This window comes from Paraglaciecola arctica BSs20135, assembly GCF_000314995.1.
Classification (GTDB): domain Bacteria; phylum Pseudomonadota; class Gammaproteobacteria; order Enterobacterales; family Alteromonadaceae; genus Paraglaciecola; species Paraglaciecola arctica.
The window spans coordinates 36,780-61,352 of sequence record NZ_BAEO01000027.1 but is presented as its reverse complement, the minus strand read 5'-3'; the positions used below and the strand labels follow the sequence as shown (position 1 = coordinate 61,352).

At 41.0% G+C, this 24,573-nt stretch carries 18 protein-coding genes; 8 read left to right on the top strand and 10 right to left on the bottom strand.

Translation table 11 applies throughout. The features are described from left to right. Position 1 precedes the first annotated feature (1 nt). Entirely contained in the window at positions 2–1,507 is a 1,506-nt protein-coding gene (locus GARC_RS09495) for a tryptophan halogenase family protein (protein WP_007619265.1), read from the bottom strand. A gap of 578 nt (positions 1,508–2,085) precedes the next feature. Here GARC_RS09495 and nagB point away from each other — a divergent pair. From nagB to GARC_RS27000, 8 genes are all read left to right on the top strand, one after another. Next, the gene (gene nagB, locus GARC_RS09490; protein ID WP_007619264.1) at positions 2,086–2,892 is read left to right on the top strand and encodes a glucosamine-6-phosphate deaminase; all 807 of its coding nucleotides are present in this window, start codon (positions 2,086–2,088) and stop codon (positions 2,890–2,892) included. Between the two features lie 475 nt (positions 2,893–3,367). Then, positions 3,368–4,258, top strand: a complete 891-nt coding sequence (locus GARC_RS09485) for a BadF/BadG/BcrA/BcrD ATPase family protein (protein ID WP_007619260.1) — start codon at positions 3,368–3,370, stop codon at positions 4,256–4,258. An 8-nt stretch (positions 4,259–4,266) separates the two neighbouring features. Next, complete coding sequence (gene nagA, locus GARC_RS09480; protein WP_007619258.1) at positions 4,267–5,394, top strand: N-acetylglucosamine-6-phosphate deacetylase; 1,128 nt, start codon at positions 4,267–4,269, stop codon at positions 5,392–5,394. A gap of 37 nt (positions 5,395–5,431) precedes the next feature. Then, complete coding sequence (locus GARC_RS09475) at positions 5,432–6,745, top strand: sugar MFS transporter (protein WP_007619256.1); 1,314 nt, start codon at positions 5,432–5,434, stop codon at positions 6,743–6,745. Between the two features lie 109 nt (positions 6,746–6,854). Beyond that, on the top strand, positions 6,855–8,795 hold the full coding sequence (acs, locus tag GARC_RS09470) for an acetate--CoA ligase (RefSeq protein ID WP_007619253.1): 1,941 nt from the start codon (positions 6,855–6,857) through the stop codon (positions 8,793–8,795). Between the two features lie 132 nt (positions 8,796–8,927). Then, entirely contained in the window at positions 8,928–11,573 is a 2,646-nt protein-coding gene (locus tag GARC_RS09465) for a family 20 glycosylhydrolase (protein ID WP_007619251.1), read from the top strand. Between the two features lie 63 nt (positions 11,574–11,636). Then, complete coding sequence (locus tag GARC_RS09460) at positions 11,637–12,737, top strand: acyltransferase family protein (protein ID WP_007619249.1); 1,101 nt, start codon at positions 11,637–11,639, stop codon at positions 12,735–12,737. Between the two features lie 180 nt (positions 12,738–12,917). Next, complete coding sequence (locus tag GARC_RS27000) at positions 12,918–13,088, top strand: hypothetical protein (protein WP_007619247.1); 171 nt, start codon at positions 12,918–12,920, stop codon at positions 13,086–13,088. Positions 13,089–13,170: 82 nt separating this feature from the next. Here GARC_RS27000 and alr read toward each other — a convergent pair whose 3' ends face one another. The 9 genes from alr to pbp4b form a co-directional block, all read right to left on the bottom strand. Next, entirely contained in the window at positions 13,171–14,250 is a 1,080-nt protein-coding gene (gene alr / locus GARC_RS09455) for an alanine racemase (RefSeq protein ID WP_007619245.1), read from the bottom strand. 66 nt (positions 14,251–14,316) lie between these two features. Next, entirely contained in the window at positions 14,317–15,588 is a 1,272-nt protein-coding gene (gene lysA, locus GARC_RS09450) for a diaminopimelate decarboxylase (protein ID WP_007619243.1), read from the bottom strand. Between the two features lie 133 nt (positions 15,589–15,721). Continuing rightward, entirely contained in the window at positions 15,722–16,498 is a 777-nt protein-coding gene (locus GARC_RS09445; protein ID WP_007619241.1) for a L,D-transpeptidase family protein, read from the bottom strand. Then, complete coding sequence (locus GARC_RS09440) at positions 16,486–17,589, bottom strand: dipeptide epimerase (RefSeq protein WP_007619239.1); 1,104 nt, start codon at positions 17,587–17,589, stop codon at positions 16,486–16,488. Before GARC_RS09440 ends, GARC_RS09445 begins: the two co-directional genes overlap by 13 nt. A 6-nt stretch (positions 17,590–17,595) precedes the next feature. Then, positions 17,596–18,597 carry a C40 family peptidase gene (locus GARC_RS09435; RefSeq protein ID WP_007619237.1) on the bottom strand — a complete coding sequence of 334 codons (1,002 nt, stop codon included), beginning with the start codon at positions 18,595–18,597 and terminating at the stop codon, positions 17,596–17,598. A 112-nt stretch (positions 18,598–18,709) separates the two neighbouring features. After that, positions 18,710–19,033 (bottom strand): hypothetical protein, encoded by a 324-nt coding sequence (locus tag GARC_RS27240; RefSeq protein WP_007619235.1) that lies wholly within the window; start codon positions 19,031–19,033, stop codon positions 18,710–18,712. Positions 19,034–19,070: 37 nt separating this feature from the next. After that, entirely contained in the window at positions 19,071–19,955 is an 885-nt protein-coding gene (locus tag GARC_RS09430; protein ID WP_007619233.1) for a BadF/BadG/BcrA/BcrD ATPase family protein, read from the bottom strand. 300 nt (positions 19,956–20,255) lie between these two features. Beyond that, complete coding sequence (locus GARC_RS09425) at positions 20,256–21,818, bottom strand: serine hydrolase (RefSeq protein WP_007619232.1); 1,563 nt, start codon at positions 21,816–21,818, stop codon at positions 20,256–20,258. 9 nt (positions 21,819–21,827) lie between these two features. Next, the gene (gene pbp4b / locus GARC_RS09420; RefSeq protein ID WP_007619231.1) at positions 21,828–24,320 is read right to left on the bottom strand and encodes a penicillin binding protein PBP4B; all 2,493 of its coding nucleotides are present in this window, start codon (positions 24,318–24,320) and stop codon (positions 21,828–21,830) included. Between the last annotated feature and the right edge of the window lie 253 nt (positions 24,321–24,573).

Sequence of the window (24,573 nt, the reverse complement as noted above, 5' to 3'; positions counted from 1 at the left end):
TCTAAAGTTGAGCCCGGCAATGTGTATCGATGAAACTATCATGGCTCATAGCTTGCTGTGCCGCCGAATCTATAGATTGTCGCATCTGCGCTAATTTTTGTCTCAATACAGCTAGCTCAACCGTCTCGGCTCTGGGGTCAAACCGTTTACTTAGGTGGTTAAAACCCTGATACATAGTTAGCCAGCTGGCACTCTGGAAAGATTCATTGTCTGTCATCACAATATGCCCGCGACTTTGATAAACCCCCATCTTGTGGGCCAATAGGTCGGGAATTTCCATGGCTTGGCAACGACGCCAAAAGTCAGTATCACTGCGCCCAGTCATCTTGTAATGCAAGATCAAAAAATCACGTATATTTTCCACTTCCCTATTGTGCAGACGATTGACCTCAGCAATGTCATAAGGGTTAAAGTCTGTATCTGGAAAAAAGTTTAACAACTTAGCAATGGCGGTTTGTACCAAGGAAATACTGGTCGATTCAAGAGGTTCAAGAAAGCCACTGGCAAGCCCTAGAGCAAAACAATTTTTGTTCCATATCTGCTTACGCCGCCCCGGAGTAAAAGCTATTTTACGAGGTTGATTAATAGGCTTACCTTGCAACGTTTCCAGCAGTTTATTTTCTGCATCCTCATCTTTCTCAAATTGGCTGCTGTAGATATAACCGTTACCCGTTCTATGTTGCAATGGAATTCGCCACTGCCAGCCAGCATCGCCTGCAATGGAGCGGGTGTAGGGATTGGTGACACCTACGGACTCAGTCTGCACCGCCACAGCCGTGTCGCAAAACAACCAATGGCTCCAATCCTCGTAACCAGTGTGTAGGGCCTGTTCTATCAGTAACCCCTTAAATCCTGAACAATCAATAAACAGCTGTCCTTCAATGTCTCGCCCGTCATCAAGAGTCACTGAGTTTATAAATCCATTGCTGGAGTGCAAATTGACCTTTTCCACCTTTGCGTCGATATGAGTCACGCCTAAATTGACTGCAAATTTTTGTAAAAATTGTGCGTACAGGCTGGCATCGAAATGATAAGCGTAGGAATAATCAGCAAGTGGCGAAGGTGGCTGTGGGTGGGGTTGCGCAAAATGTCCTAATTTGGCCAGTGCGCAGGAAAAACTATAATCTTGAATTGAAACTTTTTCACCACCAGCGGCAAGTCTGTTCAGATATTGGTGAAACTCTAGCTGATCAATCTTAAGACCGTAGTCAGCAAACGGATGAAAAAAGCTTTCCCCCTTCTGGTGCCAGTCTTCAAACTGAATACCTAGCTTGAAGGTAGCCTTAGTGGCCTTGATTAACTCTATTTCATCTATACCAAGGATACGATTAAATTCGACTATGTTGGGAATAGTCGCCTCACCTACTCCAACCGTTTGTATAGACGATGATTCTATCAGGCAAATATCAAGAGACTTTCCTTGAGCATACTTTGCAAGGCTGGCCGCCGCCATCCAACCAGCGGTACCACCACCAACTATGACTATCTTGTTAATAGGTTTTACCATATCTAATTATTTCCCCATAGTCTGTTGACTATCTTTACCCTGTTACCCGCATCATTGCTATAGAGAGAGTTTGAATTTCAAAATCAACTAACAAGATCTGAACATAGAATGTTATCTCATTATACTCCTGCCGACACAAATGACAACGCTGTCAAAAATGATGATTACGGTTGATATATCTTCAGATATGGAGAACACATTTTAATTAAAAACAAGCAATCAAGAGGATATTGAAGGTTTTAAAATAATTGACGAATTGCAGCAGTAAAAGCCTGTTTGAATACCAACTTTAGGCAAAAAAACATGATAACAGAATATCTAAACTACTCTTCCTAGCGGGCTACTTATTACTTGTCGTTAAATAGCCCATTCAAAATGTTGTAAATAGTTTAATAAAAGGTAGAATAAATGACAACGCTGTCACAGGCTGGGAAAAAGTAAACCTAGTATCAATTGATAATGAATGGGTTTAGGAATAAAGCTAAAAATGTATGCTAATCATCTAACAAAGATGAAAAAACAAAGTATGTATTATTCAATAATAATACAGGTGAGAAATCTAGTTCGAAGGAAGTTTTATGCAAATTATTATTTATGACGATGCTCAGCAAGTTGCCGAAAGTGCTGCTAAATGGGTAAAAGAACTGATTAAGAAAAAAACTGACCCTGTATTAGGTTTAGCAACAGGTAGTACACCTATTAGTTTATACAAACAGTTGGTTGAACAATATAAAGCAAACAACCTTAGCTTTAAAAACGTCACCACATTCAACCTAGATGAATATCACCAAATAGATGCAGCCAATCCACAAAGCTATCGCAGCTTTATGGATAAAAACTTATTTAATCATGTTGATATAGATGTGAACAATACCTTTTTACCTACCTGCGCTCTGGGCGAAAACCCCAGAACACAAGGATTGGCTTATGAACAAAAAATCAAACAATCAGGTGGCGTTGATTTACAAATTTTAGGTATAGGTGCAAATGGACATATTGGTTTTAACGAGCCAACGTCAAGCTTGTCATCACGTACACGTATTAAAACTTTGACCCAACAAACTATTACCGATAACAGCCGTTTATTTAAGCCCGAAGAAAAACAACCAACCATGGCTATGACTATGGGTATCGCCACTATTATGGATGCACGTTATGTATTATTAATGGCGACTGGCGTTAACAAAGCAAATGCAGTTAAAGCAATGATTACCGGTGGTGTTTCCGCTATGTGTCCCGCATCCGCACTGCAAATGCATGAAAATGCAATTGTATTGTTAGATAAAGCGGCGGCTAGTGAATTGAGCGACCAAAGTTACTATCAATGGGCTGATAACGAAAATCGTAAGCTAATTGAAGATTTTGGTTATTTCCATAACTATTAGATACTTATTTAAAAAGAACAGTTGTCCTGCTTTACTTTTACGATAGTTGTTGCAGTAGCAATATATTTGATTTAACTTAAATTCATACAAATGACAACGCTGTCAAAAATATTCTAATGTAGAAAATTTTATGGCGGCGTAAACATCTATTTTTATGTGTGTTTTGGCCGGAACAAAATTGTTCCGGTCTTTTTTCAAAAAGATCTATTGAAAGTTTGCTGCGGTTAAAGCCGACAGAAGATTTAGTTTATATTCAAATAAATGAATCATGTATTCAAAATGTTGCAAATAGTTTGATGACATGTAAAATAGAATGACAACGCTGTCATTATGTTTGTAAACCATTTTTACTATTTCCATGTTTTGAATAGCCAGCGGTACTCAAAAGATGAGTGTAGCGATAGAGCTGTAAAAGTATAAAAAGTGATGACGAATAAACAAAGTAGGCATTGTTCTAAAAACAGAGGAATAATTTTTGACTAATTCAACGGACTTCTTTCTAGGCATTGATGGCGGCGGCACCAAATGTAAAGCTCGCCTAGAAGATGCACAGGGAAACCTTTTGGCTGAAGCGACCTCAGGTCCGGCTAATGCTGCCCGTCATTTAACAGGTTCAGTTGCCGCTGTGCTTGAAGCCAGTGAAAAAGCAATCGCCAATGCTAATATTAAAGGGTTAAGACTAAACCAAATCCATGCTGGAATTGGCTTGGCAGGTATTAATATTCCACAAGTTAAACAAGCTTTTCTAAAACAATCCTTACCCTTTGCTAGTTGGCAGATAACCACTGATTTGCATATTGCTTGCCTTGGCGCTCATTTAGGTCTAGACGGAGCCATAGTGATAGTAGGAACAGGTTCATCTGGAATCGCTATCCACAACGGTCAACAGTTAGAAGTTGGCGGTCATGGTTTTGTAGTCGGCGACAAAGGCAGTGGTGCATGGCTTGGCAAGATGGCGATTAGTCATTGCCTTGAAACATTAGATGGTATCACTCCTAACAATCCTCTTTGCGAACAGGTAATGAGTTTACTTAATTGTGATAATGCTTACGATTTGGTTAGTTTAACACTAGAGGCAAAACCAGTGTTTTATGCATCAATTGCACCGCTGATTTTGCAATTAGCGGCAAGTCAGCAAGAAGATGCATTATTATTGGTAAATCAAGCCGCCACTTATATCAATAAGATTTGCCAACGTTTATTAAGCGGTAATCTAGATCGCTTGTCTTTGATTGGTGGTATTACACAACCCTTACTGCCATATTTGAATAGCCAACTACAGGATATCATTCAACCCGCCAAAGCATCTCCAGAGCAAGGCGCAATTCTATATTCCAAGATGAAATTAACTAACAAAGTATACTAGAGGCACAGATGCAGCGTTTTTTTGCAGAAAATTTGTTTGATGGTGAAACCGTTAAAAAGAATCAAATGATTACTGTTGAGTCCGGCACAATACACTCAGTTGAATCAGCACGGTTTCAAGGCGATGTTATTCCATTGTCTGGTTTAGTTGTTCCTGGTTTTGTGGACGTACAGGTTAATGGTGGTGGCGGAGTATTATTTAATAATCAACCGAACCTAGACACTTTGATTACCATGAGCCAAGCCCATCAACAATTTGGTAGCACTGCTATCTTGCCTACTCTTATAACCGATGATTTTGAAACTATGCAATTGGCAGCCAATGCCGTGGCATCTGCCATCGCACAAAATGTAAAAGGCATAGTAGGCATTCATTTTGAAGGACCCCATTTAAGCCAACCTAAAAAAGGCATTCACCCATCGCAGCATATTCGGCAAATTAGTCCAGAAGAAATGGCCTTGTTTAAACGCACAGATCTTGGTTTAGTTTGTGTCACTTTGGCTCCTGAAAACGTATCTGTCGAGATAATTGAGGAGTTAGTGCAAGCTAACGTTAAAATCTGTTTAGGTCACTCTAATGCGAGTGCCGATCAGACGTTTGCGGCGCTTAAAGCTGGTGCGCAAGGTTTTACCCATTTATTCAATGCTATGTCGCCTCTGCAAAGTAGAGAAGCGGGCATGGTTGGAGCGGCATTATTAGACGCATCTAGCTATTGTGGATTGATTGTCGACCATGAACATGTGGATATGACCAGCTGCCAATTGGCGATTAAATGTAAAACGCCAGAGCGTATTATGCTAGTTACCGATGCTATGTCTCATGTCGGTAGTGAACAAATCGAATTACAATTTGCTGGTATGCAGATCAATCGACAAGGCAATAAATTAACCATTGAAGGCGGTAGATTAGCGGGTTCGGCACTTGATATGGCCAGTGCCGTTCGTAACTGCATACTTGATTTACACTGCACTATTGAAGACGCCATCAAGATGGCTTCAACTACTCCAGCCACATTCCTAGGCTTGCAACAACACAAGGGCTATTTGGCTCCAGGGTTTGCTGCAGACTGGGTTGTATTAACCGATCAATATGATGTGAATGCCACTTATATAGCTGGTGAACAAGTATTCGGTTAAACCAGACTTAGCACTAAAATCAATAAGAAGGTGAACAATGCAAACAATTAACACACAGCAGTCTAAATCAGGTGCACTAATACCAATGCTTATCATAGGCATGTTGTTCTTCGTATTTGGTTTTGTCACATGGCTTAACGGCGCCCTGATCCCGTTTTTACAAATAGTCTGTGACTTAACAGAGTCACAAGCATTACTCGTCGCTTTTTCCTTTTATATTGCCTATGTAGTAATGGCTCTACCCATGTCTTGGGTGTTAGACAAAGTAGGCTACAAACATTCAATGTGTTTAGGCTTAGTGGGAATAGCCTTAGGTTGTCTACTGTTTATCCCAGCTGCATATTCGCAAGAATTCGCCGTTTTTCTTTTTGCTCAGTTTATTGTGGGAACAGGTCTGACTATTCTGCAAACAGCATCAAACCCATATATTGTTAAAATCGGACCGCAGGAAACCGCAGCTGTGCGTATTTCCATTATGGGTTTACTGAATAAATTTGCCGGATTCCTAGCACCAATAGTGTTTACTGCCTTAGTGTTGGGAGAATTTGCAGGGGTGAATGCTCAATCCATAGCGGCACTGCCAGAAATCGAACGTGTTGCCCAAATTACGGCTTTATCTGATGGACTAGTTTTACCTTATGCTTATATGGCTTTGGCCTTATTTGCATTATCCGTTTTATTAAAGTTTTCTTCATTACCCGACTTAGTCCTTGAAAAACCCGAATCAGCGGATGCAGAAGCAGGCAGTTTAAAAGCTTACCCACAATTGATTCTTGGCGTGTTAGCGCTATTTTTATATGTGGGAGTCGAGGTAATAGCTGGGGATACAATTGGCCTGTTTGGTTCTCAGCTAGGTGTAGCAAACGCCACATCGTTAACTTCTTATACTATGGCCTTTATGGTACTGGGCTATTTAATAGGCTTAATGCTTATTCCAAGGCTGATTGATCAGGCTCAGGCGTTAGCTGGCTCTGCCATTCTAGGTTTAATATTGAGTGTGGCGGTGGTGTTTGCTGACGTGCAATCCACATCAATTTCAAGTTTTTTGTGGGGATGGATGGGAATTGCTGAACTACCTAATGCTATCACTCTTATTGCAATATTAGGCTTTGCCAATGCATTGGTTTGGCCTGCTGTTTGGCCCTTAGCGCTAGATGGTTTATACAGTTTAACTGCACGAGGATCTGCGTGGTTGATTATGGGCATATCTGGCGGCGCTGTTTTACCACTTTGTTATGGTTTTTTAGCCGACCATTTTGATAATCAGTCAGCTTATTGGATGATGCTCCCCTGTTACGGTTTCATCCTATTTTATGCCCTTAAAGGACACAAAATAAGACAATGGTCTTAAGCCTTTTTAGCGATTATTCGAGCCTAAGGTGACCCACCTTAGGCGAGTAAACAACATAAATGTAATTATCTGACAAACCTATCAGCAAACCTTTTTACCGGAAGTAGTCATGACTGAAATGCTTTATCCCGTGCCAGAACAAGCCAAGCAGGATTCTTTTTTAAGTACTGAAAAGTATCAAGCTATGTATCGCCAATCGATTGAGTCTCCCAATGAATTTTGGCAACAGCAATCGGCCATTTTGGATTGGTATAAAGCTCCGACTATCATCAAAAACAGCAGTTTTTCTGAAGACGATCTACACATAAAGTGGTTTGAAGATGGGCAGTTAAATGTCAGCTACAATTGTATTGATAGGCATTTGGCGCATCACGCACAGCAGACCGCTATTATTTGGGAAGGTGACTCTACTGACACAGACCAAAACATCAGCTATCAACAATTACATGATGAAGTGTGTCGCTTAGCTAATGGCTTAAAAAAACTAGGAGTGAATAAAGGCGATCGTGTGGCTATTTATATGCCCATGGTGCCAGAAGCAGCTTATGCAATGTTAGCTTGCACTAGAATTGGCGCAGTACATTCTATTATTTTCGCAGGATTTTCGCCTAATGCCATAGCTGATCGTATCAACGATTGCGATGCAAAAGTAGTGATCACTGCTGACGAAGGGCGCCGCGGTGGTAAAACCACCCCAATAAAAGTCAATGTGGACGAAGCCTTAAAAGATAATCGCTGCCCAAGTATTACCCATTGCATAGTATTTCAAAATACCAGTGGAGAGGTGCAATTTACTCCTCGAGATTTGTGGTGGCACAGATTGGTCGCAGATTTTTCCACAGACTGCGCTCCTACTGTCATGAATGCCGAAGACCCATTATTTATTCTCTACACTTCCGGCTCAACTGGTACCCCTAAAGGAGTGGTGCATACCACTGGTGGTTATCTAGTGTATGCAGCATTGACCCACAAATATGTATTTGACTATCACCCTGGCGACATTTACTGGTGCGCAGCAGATGTAGGCTGGATAACTGGCCACAGTTATATGGTGTACGGGCCATTAGCAAACGGAGCCACTACATTATTATTTGAAGGTGTACCCACTTACCCAGATGTAAGACGAATTTGCCAAATAGTAGACAAACATAAGGTCAATATTCTTTATACTGCGCCTACTGCAATACGGGCATTAATGGCCCATGGTGATTATCCAGCAGATGGTACGCACTGTAATTCACTGCGACTTTTAGGTTCGGTAGGCGAACCGATCAATCCCCAAGCCTGGCAGTGGTACTATGAAACCATAGGTAAAAGTCGCTGCCCCATTGTAGACACTTGGTGGCAGACTGAAACCGGTGGCATTATGATCACCCCTTTGCCTAGTGTTACCGCTTTAAAACCAGGCGCTGCTAGTATGCCATTTTTTGGGATCCAGCCAGCCATAGTCGATAAACACGGCGAAGAGTTACTACACGCAACCGAAGGCAACTTGGTGATCCGCGATAGTTGGCCGGGCCAAGCTAGAACCATTTATGGTGACCATGCCCGCTTTATCCAAACCTACTTTAGCACCTATAAAAATCAATACTTTACAGGCGATGGCTGTCGAAGAGATGAGGATGGTTACTACTGGATAACAGGACGGGTTGATGATGTGCTTAATGTATCTGGGCATCGTTTAGGCACCGCCGAAATAGAAAGTGCCTTGGTTTCCCACCCCGCTGTTGCCGAGGCTGCTGTTGTGGGATTCACACACGACATAAAAGGCCAAGGGATTTATGTCTTTGTGAGTCCTGTAGAAGGGCAAAGCTATAATGATGAACTCACCAGCGAACTTAAAAACTGGGTACGTAAAGAATTAAGCCCTATCGCCACTCCCGATATGATCCAATGGACACAAGGTTTACCTAAAACCCGCTCTGGTAAAATAATGCGCAGAATATTACGTAAAATTGCGGCCAATGAATATGACCAACTAGGTGATGTTTCAACTCTGGCCGAACCTAGTGTGGTAGAAGATTTAATAGAAAACAGGCTGAATCGTTAGGATAAAAAAGGCGAGTGTCTCCGCGGAATTGAAGCAATTTGTTATTGATTCTGTTGATAAAATTACTAGAGATCAACGTCTATACCCAAACCACACGGCAAATTTTTAGAATATTTACACAGGACTTAACCTATGACAATTAACACTATGCCAATGACCAGTAAATTAAAACGAAGATCACTTGCCAGCCTGACTATAGTGGCAACTCTTTTTATGGCTGGTTGTGAACAGGCAGACGAAACTCAAATAGCCACTGCTGCTAATCCGTTAAGTTCAGTTAGCCAAGCAGCAGAGCAAATTCAGGTTAAATTGAGGGTCGATAATAATTACTTAACAGAAGGTTGCCCAAACAACGTTAAGAGTTGTTATCAGGCCACTATGACAATTGCATTGCCCGAGCATATGCCCAATGCCTGGCGCATCATGTTCAGTAGTTTAACGCCAATCATCGCCAGCACTAGCAATGCATTGAACCTAGTGCATGTTAATGGTGACATGCATGAAATTACCCCCAAAAATGCGGATATAAAGGCAAACACCCCATATGAAATTCAGTTTTATGGTAATTCACCACTAGCCTCTGAGTCAGTATTGTTTCCTAATTATATATTGGTGGCAGATAACGGCGAAGCAAGTGTGATTACTTCAACCACCGAAAAGTTAACTGCTGGTTATCAGCTAGCACGACCTCAACACGTTGTGCCTTTTACTCGCCCTGAACAATTACTCAGAACAGCAGACGACAAAGTCGCCATTGCTGATGCACAAGAGCGTTTTGCTCGCTTTTCTTCACATGGGGTTGAGGACAGGGTAAGTAACGAGCCACGTATCATACCTAAACTAAATACGGCTAGTTGGTCAGGCAAAACAATTGAGCTTTCGGCCGGGATCAAATTACCCGACATGCCAAAAAATGTTAAACCCAACTTCGCCACTGCGATTACCCAACGATTTAACAGCAACGCATTACAAATAAACGCACAAGGTTTACCCATAAAAACCAAGCTACAGACAAATGCAATTCCAGAAAGTTATACCTTGTTGGTCACTGCTGATGACATACAAATTTCTTATGCAGATTCAGCAGGCTTTTATTATGCAATGATGTCAATCGCGCAACTTTATGATGCAAAAAACAAGTCTCTACCCTTAGGATTAGCAGAAGATCAACCCGACATGACATATCGCGGTCTACACATTGATGTATCCCGTAACTTCCGTAGTAAAGACTTTATTTTAAAAGCCTTAGATCAAATGTCTTACTACAAACTCAACAAGTTACATTTGCATTTAGCAGACGATGAGGGCTGGAGGTTACAAATTGATTCTTTACCTGAATTAACCGATGTAGGCGCATTTCGATGCTTTGATGAATCGGAGCAAAGTTGTTTGATGCCACAACTCGCTAGCGGTAATGGCAAGTTAGCTGCAACGCGACAAAACAGCGGTTTTTATAGTATCGAGGACTATATTGAAATTTTACAATATGCTGACGCACGTCAAATTGAGGTACTCCCCTCTTTAGACATGCCAGGACATTCACGGGCAGCGATTGTCTCAATGAACGCTAGATACAACCGCCTAATAAAAGAAGAAAAGCCTGATGAGGCAGCACAATATTTATTAAGCGAGCCCGACGATAAAAGCCAATATCGCTCTATTCAACACTATAACGACAACACATTAAATCCTTGTTTGCCTGCTACCTATACTTTTATAGGTGAAGTGCTTGAACAATTAATCGACATGCATAAAATGGCAAACGTACCATTAAAACGCTATCACATTGGGGCAGATGAAACTGCTGGTGCATGGACAGAGTCTCCGGCATGCGCAGCACTGATTGCCAAAAACGATAGTCTTACTGATGTTAAGCAGCTTGGAGCATATTTTGTAGAAAAAGTAGCCACAAATGTCAGTGAATTGGGGGTTATACCTGCAGCATGGAGTGATGGCTTATCCCATGCAAATCCTGATAACTTACCTAAAAAAATTCAATCCCACGCATGGGAAGCTCTTTATCAAGGAGCAAACAATAAAGTCCACAAAATGATAAATAATGGTTGGGATGTTGTGCTGTCTACACCAGACGTACTCTATTTTGATTTCCCCTACGAAGCAGACCCTATCGAACCTGGCTACTATTGGGGTTCAAGATTTACCGACAGTTATCAAGTTTTTCAGTTTATGCCTCATAACTTACCTGTACACGCTGAAATATGGACCGATAAATTGGGTCATAATTATGCAACAACAGCCAGTGTTGATATTCAAGACAATCGAAAAATATTAGGTATACAAGCCCAAATATGGGGTGAAACTGTGCGTTCCGACGCTCAGGCCAACTACATGCTTTTTCCCCGGTTATTAGCGGTAGCTGAACGCGCATGGCATAAGCCTGAATGGGCGGAAAAATATCAAGCGGGTGTTAGCTATTCGGCTCAAACGGGTCATTTTGATTCAACACAAAAAAGTGCGATGGATGCAGACTGGCTTGGTTTTACCCGTGTATTGGTTCATAAAGCCATGCCACAACTGGTGAAAGATGGCATCCAGCCAAGAGTCCCATTACCCGGCGCAATAATAAAAGATAGGATGTTATTTATGCAATCTGCTTTTAATGGCTTACAACTTGAGTATCAAATGTCAGGTCAAAACTGGCAAGTGTTTGAAAACCCGCTGAAACCACAAACACAGGGTGATATTCGCATAAGGGCTAAAATTCCTAATACACAAGTTACCAGCCGCGAGCAAACTTTGTCTGTAGAAAAGCAATAGTTTAGAAAATGCCTATTTTGGAGCCCTTAGCGGCGGTATAAATAAAGATAAGAAGTACTAAATATGAATCAATCAATACAAACACGTATAGAAGCAATTGATGTATTAAGGGGGCTGGCGTTAGCACTCATGTTGCTGGTCAATAATCCAGGTTCATGGTCAGCAGTTTATGCTCCTTTTTTACATGCTGACTGGCATGGGCTAACACCAACAGATTTGGTTTTTCCTTTCTTTTTGTTCGTTATGGGTGCATCTATGGCGTGTTCTTTAAGAGGTCAAATCCAGGCATCTGGTCTCCCATGGCTATCGATTTTTAAGCGTAGTTTTTTGTTGGTTTTTATTGGCTTTTTATTACAAATTATCCCATTCGATCAAGCCCCTGACACTTGGCGAATAATGGGAGTATTACAACGTATAGGTTTATGCTTTTTATTGGTCGCTAGCATGCTGGCGATAATAAAAGAGCGTTGGTTATTGTTGAGCGCCGTCGTTACCTTAATTGTTTATTGGCTGCTGCTGTTATCGGCAGGTCAAGCACCCTACTCACTAGAAAATAATAGTGTTCGGCACTTTGACATGGCGATACTCGGCAGTGCCCATATGTGGCAGGGAAAAGGATTACCTTTCGATCCAGAAGGGTTACTCAGCACTATTGGCGCGGCAATGACAGTATTAAGTGGTTACCTAATATGTGTCAATGTCCTGCAACAAAAAAACCAGAAGCAACAAATATTACAACTTATGATTGTAGGAGCAATTTTACTTGCATTAGGCTTTGTGTGGTCAGTTTGGCATCCCATTAATAAAAGCTTATGGACGAGTTCGTATGTGCTGGTCAGTAGCGCATTTGCGTGTTTAAGTCTTGCGGTGATCATATTGCTTTGGCGTGTACCAGTGGTAAATACCGTACTAAATGGGTTGAAAATATATGGCAGCAATCCTATTTTCATCTACGTGGCCGCTTGGGTCTTTGCTATATTTTTAAACAGATTTAGCATCACCATAGGAACACAATCCAACTCAATTCAGGTATGGATATACAGCAGCCTTCAAAGCCTCATGACTGACAAACTCGCTTCACTGCTATACGCAATAGTGTTCACCGCATTGTTTTACGGCATCGCTTTGGTGTTATATAAAAAGCGGATATTTATTAAACTTTAAAGAGCTAGAAACCCAAATCCTGAACTTTTAAGATGTGAACAAAATTCTCACTATAAAACGTGATTCGACCATAATACTATTATTATGGTCGAATATTTACCCTAAGCAAAAGCCTGCAGTGCTTCATTCGATCGGTTAAGATCACCCCAACATATAATCACACGCCCTAAGGCATCATTCATGTCCGAGAAAAAAGTTAAATTTGAGTTAGAAAAACAGAACAAAAATAGTATTCGATATAAAGAAATACCTGAAGAGGGAATGCCACCCGTTATAGGCAGTATTTATGTTCAAAAATGGTTTGCTGGTAATAGTAAAAATATTGAAATCACTATCAGCAAACTTGACTAATTCCCAGCAGTTAATCAAGTGTGGTTTCAAAATCAAGCAAGATAAGTGAGTCGGCGCAACTTGCGCTCATGTTCAAGTTAAATTAGTCGTATTGACGGGGGACTCGCTGGCTTACACTCGTTAGTAGTTGATAGCCAATTGTTTGCGCACAGCGTGCTATTTCATTAGCGTTAATTGTTTTTCCCCAAAGTTCTACGGGATCACCAATCTGTATATTTGTGCATTGGCTAATGTCTGCAGTTATCATATCCATAGAGACTCTTCCTGCTAGATATGCCTTTTGTCCAGCAACCAATAGTGGCGTACCATTCGCTGCATGGCGAGGATATCCATCAGCATAACCTACAGCGATAGTGGCAATAATTGATGGTTTGTTTGCCTGCCAAAAACTTCCATACCCCACATCTTCGCCTTTTTTCACTTCACGAATAGCTATAACACTGGAAGAAAAGGTCATCGCAGGTTTTAACAATTTGTCTTGCGGATTAATATCATCAAAGGGCGATAAGCCATAGAGCATAATACCCGGGCGGTTCCAATTCATTCGTGCGTCTGGAAAACCCAGCAAAGCGGCTGAGTTAGCGACACTAGTAGACAAATTTAGCTTTTTAGTTAGTTGTGAAAATTTTTGCAACTGATAATTTGTCATCACATTAGTTAAGTCTGAAGCGCAGGCCAAATGCGAACTTAAAACGATATTTTCATCAACCCAAGAACAACGCTTTAATCGGTTAATAACCGCTAATAAATTAACATCATTTAAGCCAAGTCGATTCATACCTGTGTCTATCTTCAGCCATACCTTAAGCGCTGATTTTAGTGGTGTTTTACCAATCAGTTTTGCTTGTTCATCATTTTCGACCATCGGCCAAATGGTATTGGCGGCAGCAAACTCGAGTTCAGATGAATCATTGATCCCTTGAAGTACTAATAAAGGTTTGCGGATACCGGCCTCTCTTAATACAACTGCTTCTTCAAAAATTGCGACAGCAAAAGCAGGCACATAAGGTTCCAATGCTTGAGCAACTCGAACACTGCCATGACCGTATGCATCAGCCTTAATGACAGCAATATTTTCTGAATTAGGGGCAGCCTGAACCGCTAACTGGTAATTAGCGATAATGGCATCTAGATGGATAGTGGCTTTGGTATTTCTTGGCATAAAGCTAATATATATTAAAGATCAGGAAAGTCATCTGTAAGCAGAGCAAACTTATTGAAAACAGGCTTAATCTTCATCGATTAACCATTCGGGAAGTTTGTCTTGATTGATGATGTCATCAATAGTTTGCGGCGCGCGAATAGTCGAGTATTGAAGACCTTTTACCATAACTTCACGGATCAAGGGCCGAGTATTGTAAGTGGATGACATCGCAGCACCATAAGCACCGGTATCTTTAATAACTAGATAATCACCCTGAGCTACAATTGGCATGTTTCTCGATTTAGCAAAGGTATCGCCTGTTTCACAAACTGGCCCAACAATGTCGTAGCTGGTTTCACCAGTACTATGTTGCTTTATTGGCATTATCTGATGATAAGCGTCATATAAACTCGGTCGCGCAAAATCATTCATGCCAGCGTCTAAAATTAAGAATTGTTTAGTAGGCGTGGTTTTTATGTAGTTTATTTTGGTTACTAATACACCTGCACTGGCTAAAATTGAACGACCGGGCTCAACAATAATTTTGCAGTTTAACGGTGCTAGATATTGATGAATTAAATTAGCATAGTGTTGCAGATCATATTTTTTATCTTGCTCTGGGTTATAAGTTACGCCCAATCCACCACCAATATCGATGACATTAATGTCATGTCCTGCTTTTTTAAGTTTTATTACTAGTTCAGCTAACCTTTTAAAGGTCGCCTCAAAGGGGGTTAAATCGTTTATCTGCGAACCTATATGTACATCTATTCCTTGTACCTTAATACCAGGTAATTTAGCTGCATAAGCATAAATTTCTAATGTTCTTGTATGTTCAATGCCAAATTTATTTTCAGCTTTTCCGGTCGAAATTTTTTCATGAGTGTCGGCAGCAATATCGGGATTAATTCTGATAGCGATATTGGCGGTGAGGTTTAATAACACACATAACTCACTGATATGTTTAAGTTCAGGCTCTGACTCAACATTAAACTGAAAAATGCCGCTCTTTAAAGCAAAGGTTATTTCTTGTGATGTTTTACCCACACCAGAAAATACAATTTTATTGGCAGCAATACCTGCAGATAATGCTCGCTTAAGTTCTCCCTCACTTACAACATCGGCACCTGAGCCCATTGAAGCCAACAAGGTTAAAATCGCTTGGTTGGAATTTGCTTTTACGGCATAACAAATTTGCGCATTAAGATTGCCAAGTGCGTTATTAAGCTTGTGATAATTATTGCAGATTTCCTCATTTGAATAGAGATAAAATGGGGTGGCGAGTTCTTGAGTAAGGTCTTCAATGGACGTTTTTTCAATGAATAAAGTGCCATTATTGTAGTTAAATTGATCCATGATATTTCTCTAAAGATGCTGGTCAGGTTGACTTGAACAGGAAAGCTGTCATTTATGAATTGTGTTTACAGCACCAATGGACATTAGCCTATTGGTGCTGCAATTTTATCAGCGGCGAACAAACTCGTTGTTATTAAAGGGCTGGTAAGCCCCAAGCTTGTTGCTTGGCCATATATTCTGCCCGAGGCAATGCCACATAACGGGGCTTTTTGTTAGGATCTAACCAAGCGAGTAACCTATCCATATTAGGCTCAGCCATAGCGGTGCAACCAGCAGTGGCCACACCTGGTCCAAACCATATATGTAAAAATATACAACTACCTTGACCACTAACATTGGCCTCATTGTGATCGACCACTATGCCCTTTTTATAGATGTCTTGGTTATCCTTATGAATATCACGACGCATGGGTTCGCTAGAGTCTTTAACGGCCTCTTTACCAACAATATTTTCATCCACTATTTGGTTGTAAAGTGATGAGCCGTTTACGTCTATGCAGTAGTTGCCTGCGCTCATCGCACTATAGGGCATGGTGGTATTAAGCTGCTCTAAATATCCGAAGGTTTGTGTTAAATCGAATAGCCCTGCTGTGGCTTTACCATCACCTTCTTGTTTGTAATAGCCATTTTGTGGTGGATGCAAACCTAAACCCCAAGCGAGTCCGGTACGACCAATATTAACCGCAAAGGCTGCGTCAGCCGCTTGCCATTGACCATCTTTCCAATCAAACTTTTGTAATTTTGCTGTGGTTGCGTCCCAATCATCGGATATCACCACCACTATTTGTTTGGTATCCATTTGCTGTAACAAAGGTAACTCGGTTTTGAGTGTTTTGGCACAGGCCGCGAGTAATGTCATCAGTACAACTATCGCAACTTTGATGAGGTTATGTTTGCTTAAAATGGCCATGTTAGCTCCTGTAAACCCTTTATAGTTTTAATTCCCAGTCCCGGGCCTTGACCAAGTTCAATATGTGAATGTTCAAAGTTAACACCGCCCTCTACTGGATCATATTGGCCCAATGTGGGTCCGTCCAAATCAATCAAGCTAATACTAGAGGTTTTGGCGCTAGCTAAATGTGCTGCAGCGGCAACACTTATGCTGCCTTCTAACATGCAACCAATCATGCAAGGTATGTTGTGTAATTCGGATAAATCGGCAATTTTAATGGCTTGACTTAAACCCGCACTTTTCATGAGTTTGATATTGATAATGTCAGCCGCCCCCGTGCGAATAAGCTCAATAACTTGTAAGGGTGAAAAGGCACTTTCATCGGCCATTACCGGAGTCACAATCCGCTGACTAATATAACGTAAGCCTTCAATATCGTTGCTTTTAACCGGTTGTTCAATTAACTCTAACTCAACCCCCATTTTTTCTAGTTTTTGTATTGCATAAACAGTTTGTTTGGCGGTCCATCCCTGATTGACATCCAGCCTAATAGTGGCGCGTTTGTCTAATTCCTTATAGATGGCGTTTACCCGAGCAATGTCTTTCTCAATGTTGGTACCAATTTTAATTTTGAGGATCTCAAATCCCCGACTCAGAGCTAAAGTGGCGTCATCCAACATTTTATCAATATGATCGACACTGATAGTCACATCTGTTCGCAAATGTGTATCACCACCACCGAGCATCTTGTACAGTGGCGCTTTATAATGCTTAGCCCAAAGATCATACATGGCGATCTCAAGCGCGGCCTTCGCACTACTATTGCCGACTACAGCATGTTGAATAATGTGACAAATGTTATTGAGATCTTCAATATCCCTACCTAAAATTTGTGGCCCTATAACTTTGTCAATAACATAAAACATCGAGCCATGGGTATCACCGGTTATCACAGGTGTTGCTGGTGCTGCACCATAACCGAGCTCGCCGCTATCGGTTTCAACAATGACCACTAAATCAGTGATATTTTCTACCGTACGCATGGCTGTTTTAAAGGGGGTTTTTAATGGCACCTCTAATTTCGCAAAACGAATTGCTGTGATTTTCATAATGGCTTATTTCCCTAGAGTGTTATTAAGGGTGATGCGCTTAATATTATAAATTTTATCTAGGTAAGTGGTTTGTTTGTTGAGGTGTAATTTAATTAAGGGCGTTACTGATACTGCATTCAGAACACCACTGTAATACTCCCCTTCAGGAGTCCAATATGCGAGCCCTTTAACATCATGGATCACAAATGGCTGGCCGTTTTCTTTACCTAAATAGATCATCACGTGACCAGGTATATAAATCAGGTCACCTACCTGTAATTGTTCAATCACAGCCAATTTTCTGGTTACATCAGAAGTGTTGCCAAATCGAAAATTTGTACCGTATTCGCCCTTGCCTTGTTGTCCTGAATTACGTGGCATAAAAATGCCAAAAGTTTTGTATATTTCTCCCACAAACCCAGTGCAATCACGGCCGTTGTAATCGTGTCCCCAGCCGTAACGTTCGCCTAAAAATTTAAACGCTTGGGCGATTAAATTTTGTGGCGTGTAATCAATATAACCAAGATGCACATCTTGAGTGCGACCTATTAATGCGGTTTGTATGCTCAGGCTACCGTCGTCATTACGCACAGGTAACTGTACTTCATAACTTGCCATCGTACTTTGACCGTATAACTCTGGATGTTGCTTGTCTGCGCTCAATAAAGGCAGTTTAACGCCCATATCCAGTTGCACTTGTGAAATTCTGGATTCAGAAGGAACATAACTGGTAAACACCTTAGCGCCAGTGATCAATAAAAAGTTTTGGTCATCTACAAATGTTTGAATTTGTTGTTTGTCGCCAATAGCGATGGCATCTTGCTTTACCCAAGCCAAATAATTGTAATTTTGGACTAAGTACCAAGCTTTATCGGCACTTTGGTGCAAAATGGCCACGGCCTCACCGGGAAAGACTGCCGTTTCTTGGAAGCGGTCTAGATCTAAATCCATGTACTTGTTAAATACCCGATCTAAAGTGGGGAAAGTGCGTAAAGCTGCACGTTTTACCACTAAACCAAATTGCACAGGGTTACTGTCTTTAATCGCTTGGGTGTTGGTATTGTTTAAATATTGTTGAAAGTGCGATTTGTTTAATTGGCTGCCATTAGCATAAAAACGCGCGCTACTGGGTACACTACTAATACTCGCTATTTTTTTTGCTTAAGATGTTTTTAGCTAAACTAGTAGGCGTTTCTAATGGATGCACCATGTGCTGATTATTTGCAAAAAGATGCTGATTGAAGGCTTTGACTTGACTGTTATTCATTGACATTACCTCATCACTAACAAGCTTAGCTTGCCAATATTGTGCATGGAGTTGATGGGGAGTGACATCGGGTATGTTACTGGCACTTAGCGCAATCCAACTGCACGTACTTAATGCAAATAACAGCACCAATGATTGGCATACACGCTGACACCAACGGCAGTGACTAAGACTTAAAGGGGTCAGGTTAAACATAGTTATTACTCTTTTTAATTGGGACCATAGTGTATTTTTAGACAATTTCTAGTTCAGATTGCAGTAGCCGCATGGCACCCCATTCTGGCCCGCCTAACGCCTTAACAATACGTTCACGGATAACTGTACTAAACCAAGGTTCTAGCGAGGGAGCTAAGCCCCCCATTAAGACTAAAGGCAAATCAATATCGACTAAGGCTCTAAGGCAAAGTTTGTTTAAGTAATCCACCCCATCTTCTACCAAAGCTACAGCACAATTGTCACCTTGTTTTGCGAATGTAATGACGTGAGGGGCTAACATCGCAAATTGACTTGGTGTGGCGCCGATCATGCTTTGTACTAAATCGGTACTATTGGTCACCGAAAGAGTCTTCATTATGTGTTTATGAATAGAGCTCAGGGCTATCAGACCATCCAGTGCTTCTAGAGTAGATGTTACAATTGCTCGACCAAACCAGGCACCACTTCCTTTATCTCCGAGTAAAAACCCATGGCCCCCCAATTGGGTTAATTGGCCATCCAACATACGAGCAGCAGATGACCCAGTCCCCACAATCAATAAGGCACAGTCTTTGCCCCCAAAGGCGCCTAAACAGGCAGTAGTTAAATCACTGGATACTTTAAAACGGGCGAAAGGATGTTTCCACGCCATTAATTGGGCATTAATATTAGGAACAAAAGCGCCAGCCAATCCAGCACCTACATGAACCCGAGAAATATGCTCAGCACCTAAGTTGGCTTGTTTTAAGGCCAATTCTATGGAGGTGACAATTGAATTTAAGGTCTTGGGTAAATCTCTTGCTGCATTCGCAGCGCCCGCGAGTCCTTTAGCAACAACTTCTCCTTTACCATTAAACAGTATGGCACTGCATTTAGAGCCACCACCATCAATTCCAGCATAGAGTGTCGCGTCGTGATCCATTAAATCGCCTTAACAATATTGTATTCCAAATAAAAGAATATCAAGGAATATTTATTTCAACAAGTTAATCCTGTTAGGATTAACAAATAGTTGTGTTTTAGCGCCGAAATCATCAGCGGTTAAACGATACTCTATGGAATTATAGGTTAGACAGGAAAAATATCAGCGATTTTAAAGACGGCTTAATGATGCTAAAAATAGCTGAACTGTTACTTACATTTTGCTTAGCCCTATAGTTAATTGACACTTAATAAATTATTCCAAATTAAAGTTAAAGTGTGAATATTGAGGGCCATTGTTTTATTGTATTTTAACTTTAGTAAAATCTAAGTCCTGAAAATCGTAGCTAAAGTCAATTTTGCTCGACTCAGGGGCTATTGTCATGCCGCTAACCTTAGCCTCGCCATCTCGTTTAAAACTAATAATGGCATCGGCTTCTAGGCTGCGGTCGTGCCAGCGGATCAATAATTGATCTTTACCATATTCATATAAATCGCCTATAAATTTTTCAATACGTAAGGCGCGAATTTGTAATCTGTCTTGGTGAGCTTCAATTATAAAACGCCCTAACCAAGGGTCATCATAAGCACCAAGATACTGCTGATTGATGGCTTCATTTACTTTTGCTTGGGATAAAATAGAACTTTGTTGAGCAACAATGTTTGCTTTGTTTACTTGGGATTTTTTAGGGCTAAATTCTCGCAACCAATCGGTTTTATTATCACCTAAGTAGGGTTTCATCACAGTGTACATTAAGCTGCTTCTCGCGGCGCTAGATTGTTGATTCGTCAGTACCACAAACCCCAAGTCTAATTCAGGAAACAAGCTCACAAAAGAATACATACCGGCTAAACTTCCGGTGTGATGCACTTGTAAAGTGCCGTCCATATCATTCACTCGCCAGCCCAAGGCATAGGCACTAAAATGACTGTTGTCGCGCCTTTTACTGCTAGCCGATAAAGGCATAATGGTTTGTGTTTGCCACATCATTTTGTGTTGTTCTGAGCTAAATAGGTGTTTTGTCGAATTGATTTTTCCTTGAGCCAATTGCACTTTTACCCAAAGTAACATGTCATTCAAGCTACACTGTATGCCTCCAGCAGGACCAGATACGCTAGGTTTATTAGGATCTGTGGTACGAATGATAGTTTGTAGCTGACCGTTTACTATGCCGTGTGGCGTGGCGATATGTTGTTGCTTTGAGTCACTAACATTACCTGCAAAACAATGGCTCATGCCAAGTGGCTGCATAATACGTTGTTCAACAAACTGTTCCCAACTTTGACCAGTGACAGCTGGAATGAGTTCGCCTGCAACTATATAGAGTAAGTTGTCATAAGCGTAATCGGCGCGAAACTCTCCTGTGGGTTTAAGATAACGCAAGTTGTGCAATACTTCTTGGCGCGTAAAGCTTGAAGGCTCCGGCCATAACATTAAGTCACCCGCACCTAGGCCTAAGCCACTTCTATGGGTGAGTAAATCAATAATATTAAATTGCTGGCTGACCCAAGGATCATGCAATTTAAAATCTTTTAGATAGGATTGAACCTTGCCATCCCAACTTAGCTTACCCTCGTCAACTAAAATGGCTAACGCGGCAGAGGTGAAGGCTTTGGTATTCGAAGCAATTTTAAAAATGCTGTCGCCGTCGATAGGAGCCGCGTTGCCTAGAGTTTTGACACCAAACCCCTGTGCAGCAACCACCTTACCATTTTGTACTATACCAATGGCCGCTCCAGGTATTTTGAAGTGTTCCATAATGGAATCAATTTTTTGCTCGTTTAAAGTTTTTGCCTGAACATTCAAATTGATACTACTTATTAGGGCTACAAAGGTAAAAAGTAGCGGGCTCAGCTTTGGCATACCATGCTCCTATGGATTTTCGAGTAACGCTTCATAAACTAAACTCACAATACTACCGTATTTGCCAGTTTCAAATAACTTGCCATTAAACGCTAGGCCCTTGCCATCTTCACGCTCAACAATTTCACTGTGGCGGGCATTAGTTAAAAGAATAATCGCCAAATCATAAACGGGGTCAATAACGGTAACTGTGCCTGTCCATCCTGTGTGACCATAAGCATAAGGACTTGCGTAAGGACCAAAGTGCCACTTATTTTGCCCATGATCGGCACGACGCCAGCCAAGGCCAAAACTACTGTCGCCCTCTTCTGGCTTAATAAACTTATCTAATACCGCGCGATCAAACACTTTTATTGGCCCATAACCACCACCATTAAGTAAGGTTTGAGCCAGCACTGCTAAATCGTCAACATCAGAAAATAATCCAGCGTGTCCAGCCACACCAGCAAAAGAGTGATAGGCTTTTTCGTCGTGTACTTCTCCTTGCAATACATAAGTGCGCACATTGTCGAAATCAACCGTACCGCCGCGGGTATTTCCCTGAATTTCAGTGGCGGCGAACTGTTGTTTTGCAAAACCTTTTTGCAATGGATTGAACAGGGTATTATTTAACTTTAACGGGTGATAAATCTCTTGTTCAACATAACGGTCGAGTGGCATATTGGTTACCCGTTCTATCAATAAACCCAACAACATATAATCAGTGTCACTGTAGACGGCCTTATTTTGACGGCCAGTTTCAAAGGGCACACGGCTTAGCAATAAATGTTCTGTTTGTTGTTTGTTTTGTGAAAAAAAACGAGGCCCTAGATGGTTATCTTTAGTGAAAAAACGCACTTGTGGTGAATAACCCGCAGTGTGAGTCATTAAATCACGCACTAAACGACTTTCTCGTCCTTGGCCTTGATACTCAGGTAAATATTGATTGATGGGGTTTGTTACATCAATCTTGCCTTCAGACACTAATTTCATCAAAGCAAAATTGGTGGCAAACATTTTAGTATTGGAGGCTAAATCAAATATTTGAGTGGTTTGCATCTTGAATGATTTTTCAAGTGGTTGGCCACCATCAGCAAACTTTCGGGCATCACCATAAGCACTGCGCTTAATAATTTTCCCGTCTTTTACGACTAGTAAAACTGCACCAGGAAACCCTGATGCAACATCACTATTAATCAATTCATCAACTTTAGAAAATCGCCCTTGGTTTTTGGTGCTTGTATCCTGCAGAGTTGGAAAAGGGATCATCACATTTAGACTACTGCCTTCCGGCAAAACGTTTTTAATCTTTAAAGTATTTTCGCCGTCTTTAGTGCGCCTTGCCAAGCTATATTCATATCGCTGGTAAGCTTGTAATGAAGTTTCAATATTGAGCTTTTGGCCATTGATGTAGATATCGGCACTTTGGGCATCAACATTATCGATAATAATCTGCCCTTTGCCCTTATATGCCTTAAATACAGAGCGATCATTGACCCATTCACGGGTGCTACGTTCAACATTTGGAAAAGTTTCATTCAGCTGATAAAAACCTAAGTTAGTCGCGGCCTTGATGGGATGTTTTTCAGCTTCATAACGGCGTAACAAAGCTTCAATACGTTCAGGAAAATATTTTTCGATTAAAGCAAATAAGGTTGCTGCGGTTTTGCTGTCTAGTTTGCCGCTAACCGACCAAGGTAAAAAGTGCATTTGAAAAGCGGATAAGGTATCCACTGTGGCGCCATCGACTATGCCTGTTTCAGTAATACCGTAACCATAACGACTTAATGCATTTTGCATTAAACCAATACTCAGGGGCGAATGATTAAACATTTCCCAATATTTTTTTAGGGTGTCATTGTCATACCAAGCACCTATGCCGGCTTGGTAAAGTTGGTACCAAGGAAAGCGCGGGCCGGGGTCATTTTTACGGGTGGCCGCAATATCAGAATGTCCGACTATCGCAGTGGGTAAGATATCAGGATTACGTTTCAAAATGTCTTTTGATAAGGTAATCAATAATTCAATTTGTTTAGGGTCGTAATCTGGAAACACACACAGTCGGTCAGGGGAATTTTCACGTTTTAGTGCGTTCATTGAAGCGGTGTCCCGCATACAATGGGGTACGTTAACAATTTCAATACCGATGCTTTGGTCATTTAAATCTTCGCGACCTTGCCAATAACTGTTGCCTGCATGCCAAGCCCTGCCTGATTCCTCAACTAACTGTATGACTTTTAAGTCTGTATCTTGGTAGCTGGGGTCATTACGTTCTGGAATAAGGTAATGAGAACTTAAGCCACCTTCATCTACCAGCGCCCTAACTGACTTTTGGTAATCAATGGCGGTGTAGTGCATGACTAAAAATTTAATACGTTGGCTATAATTTTTAGACTGCATGTAAGAAAGTGGCAGGTTTGAACAACTGACTATCAGTAAAAATATGCCAAAAAATCCCAGTGATTTACCGCCTGTTCGCAGATTGACCAAACGAGAAAATGTAAATAGTGCGCGCTGTTTCATGGAAAATCCCAACTAAAGAATAAATAATTATAAAAAATACAAACCTTGTGAATAAATATTCTACACACAATTTTCATTAGATTGTAACTGATTATTAGAAATATTCTTGCCATATAGATCCTCTTCAATTCTACTGCAGAGCCTATATCAGCGTTTTATAACAATATTCCGCCTACTTATTACCGACTTTAATCAAAGGATAATTTATTACTTCTAATCATTATAATTGGAAAATATTATTCTTGACGTTCTT

Excerpts from the sequence above, each read along its gene's own strand:
- GARC_RS09495 (WP_007619265.1), bottom strand. The coding sequence starts at position 1,507 with ATGGTAAAACCTATTAACAAGATAGTCATAGTTGGTGGTGGTACCGCT.
- nagB (WP_007619264.1), top strand. The coding sequence starts at position 2,086 with ATGCAAATTATTATTTATGACGATGCTCAGCAAGTTGCCGAAAGTGCT.
- nagA (WP_007619258.1), top strand. The coding sequence starts at position 4,267 with ATGCAGCGTTTTTTTGCAGAAAATTTGTTTGATGGTGAAACCGTTAAA.
- GARC_RS09475 (WP_007619256.1), top strand. The coding sequence starts at position 5,432 with ATGCAAACAATTAACACACAGCAGTCTAAATCAGGTGCACTAATACCA.
- acs (WP_007619253.1), top strand. The coding sequence starts at position 6,855 with ATGACTGAAATGCTTTATCCCGTGCCAGAACAAGCCAAGCAGGATTCT.
- GARC_RS09465 (WP_007619251.1), top strand. The coding sequence starts at position 8,928 with ATGACAATTAACACTATGCCAATGACCAGTAAATTAAAACGAAGATCA.
- GARC_RS09460 (WP_007619249.1), top strand. The coding sequence starts at position 11,637 with ATGAATCAATCAATACAAACACGTATAGAAGCAATTGATGTATTAAGG.
- GARC_RS27000 (WP_007619247.1), top strand. The coding sequence starts at position 12,918 with ATGTCCGAGAAAAAAGTTAAATTTGAGTTAGAAAAACAGAACAAAAAT.
- alr (WP_007619245.1), bottom strand. The coding sequence starts at position 14,250 with ATGCCAAGAAATACCAAAGCCACTATCCATCTAGATGCCATTATCGCT.
- lysA (WP_007619243.1), bottom strand. The coding sequence starts at position 15,588 with ATGGATCAATTTAACTACAATAATGGCACTTTATTCATTGAAAAAACG.
- GARC_RS09445 (WP_007619241.1), bottom strand. The coding sequence starts at position 16,498 with ATGGCCATTTTAAGCAAACATAACCTCATCAAAGTTGCGATAGTTGTA.
- GARC_RS09440 (WP_007619239.1), bottom strand. The coding sequence starts at position 17,589 with ATGAAAATCACAGCAATTCGTTTTGCGAAATTAGAGGTGCCATTAAAA.
- GARC_RS27240 (WP_007619235.1), bottom strand. The coding sequence starts at position 19,033 with ATGTTTAACCTGACCCCTTTAAGTCTTAGTCACTGCCGTTGGTGTCAG.
- GARC_RS09430 (WP_007619233.1), bottom strand. The coding sequence starts at position 19,955 with ATGGATCACGACGCGACACTCTATGCTGGAATTGATGGTGGTGGCTCT.
- GARC_RS09425 (WP_007619232.1), bottom strand. The coding sequence starts at position 21,818 with ATGCCAAAGCTGAGCCCGCTACTTTTTACCTTTGTAGCCCTAATAAGT.
- pbp4b (WP_007619231.1), bottom strand. The coding sequence starts at position 24,320 with ATGAAACAGCGCGCACTATTTACATTTTCTCGTTTGGTCAATCTGCGA.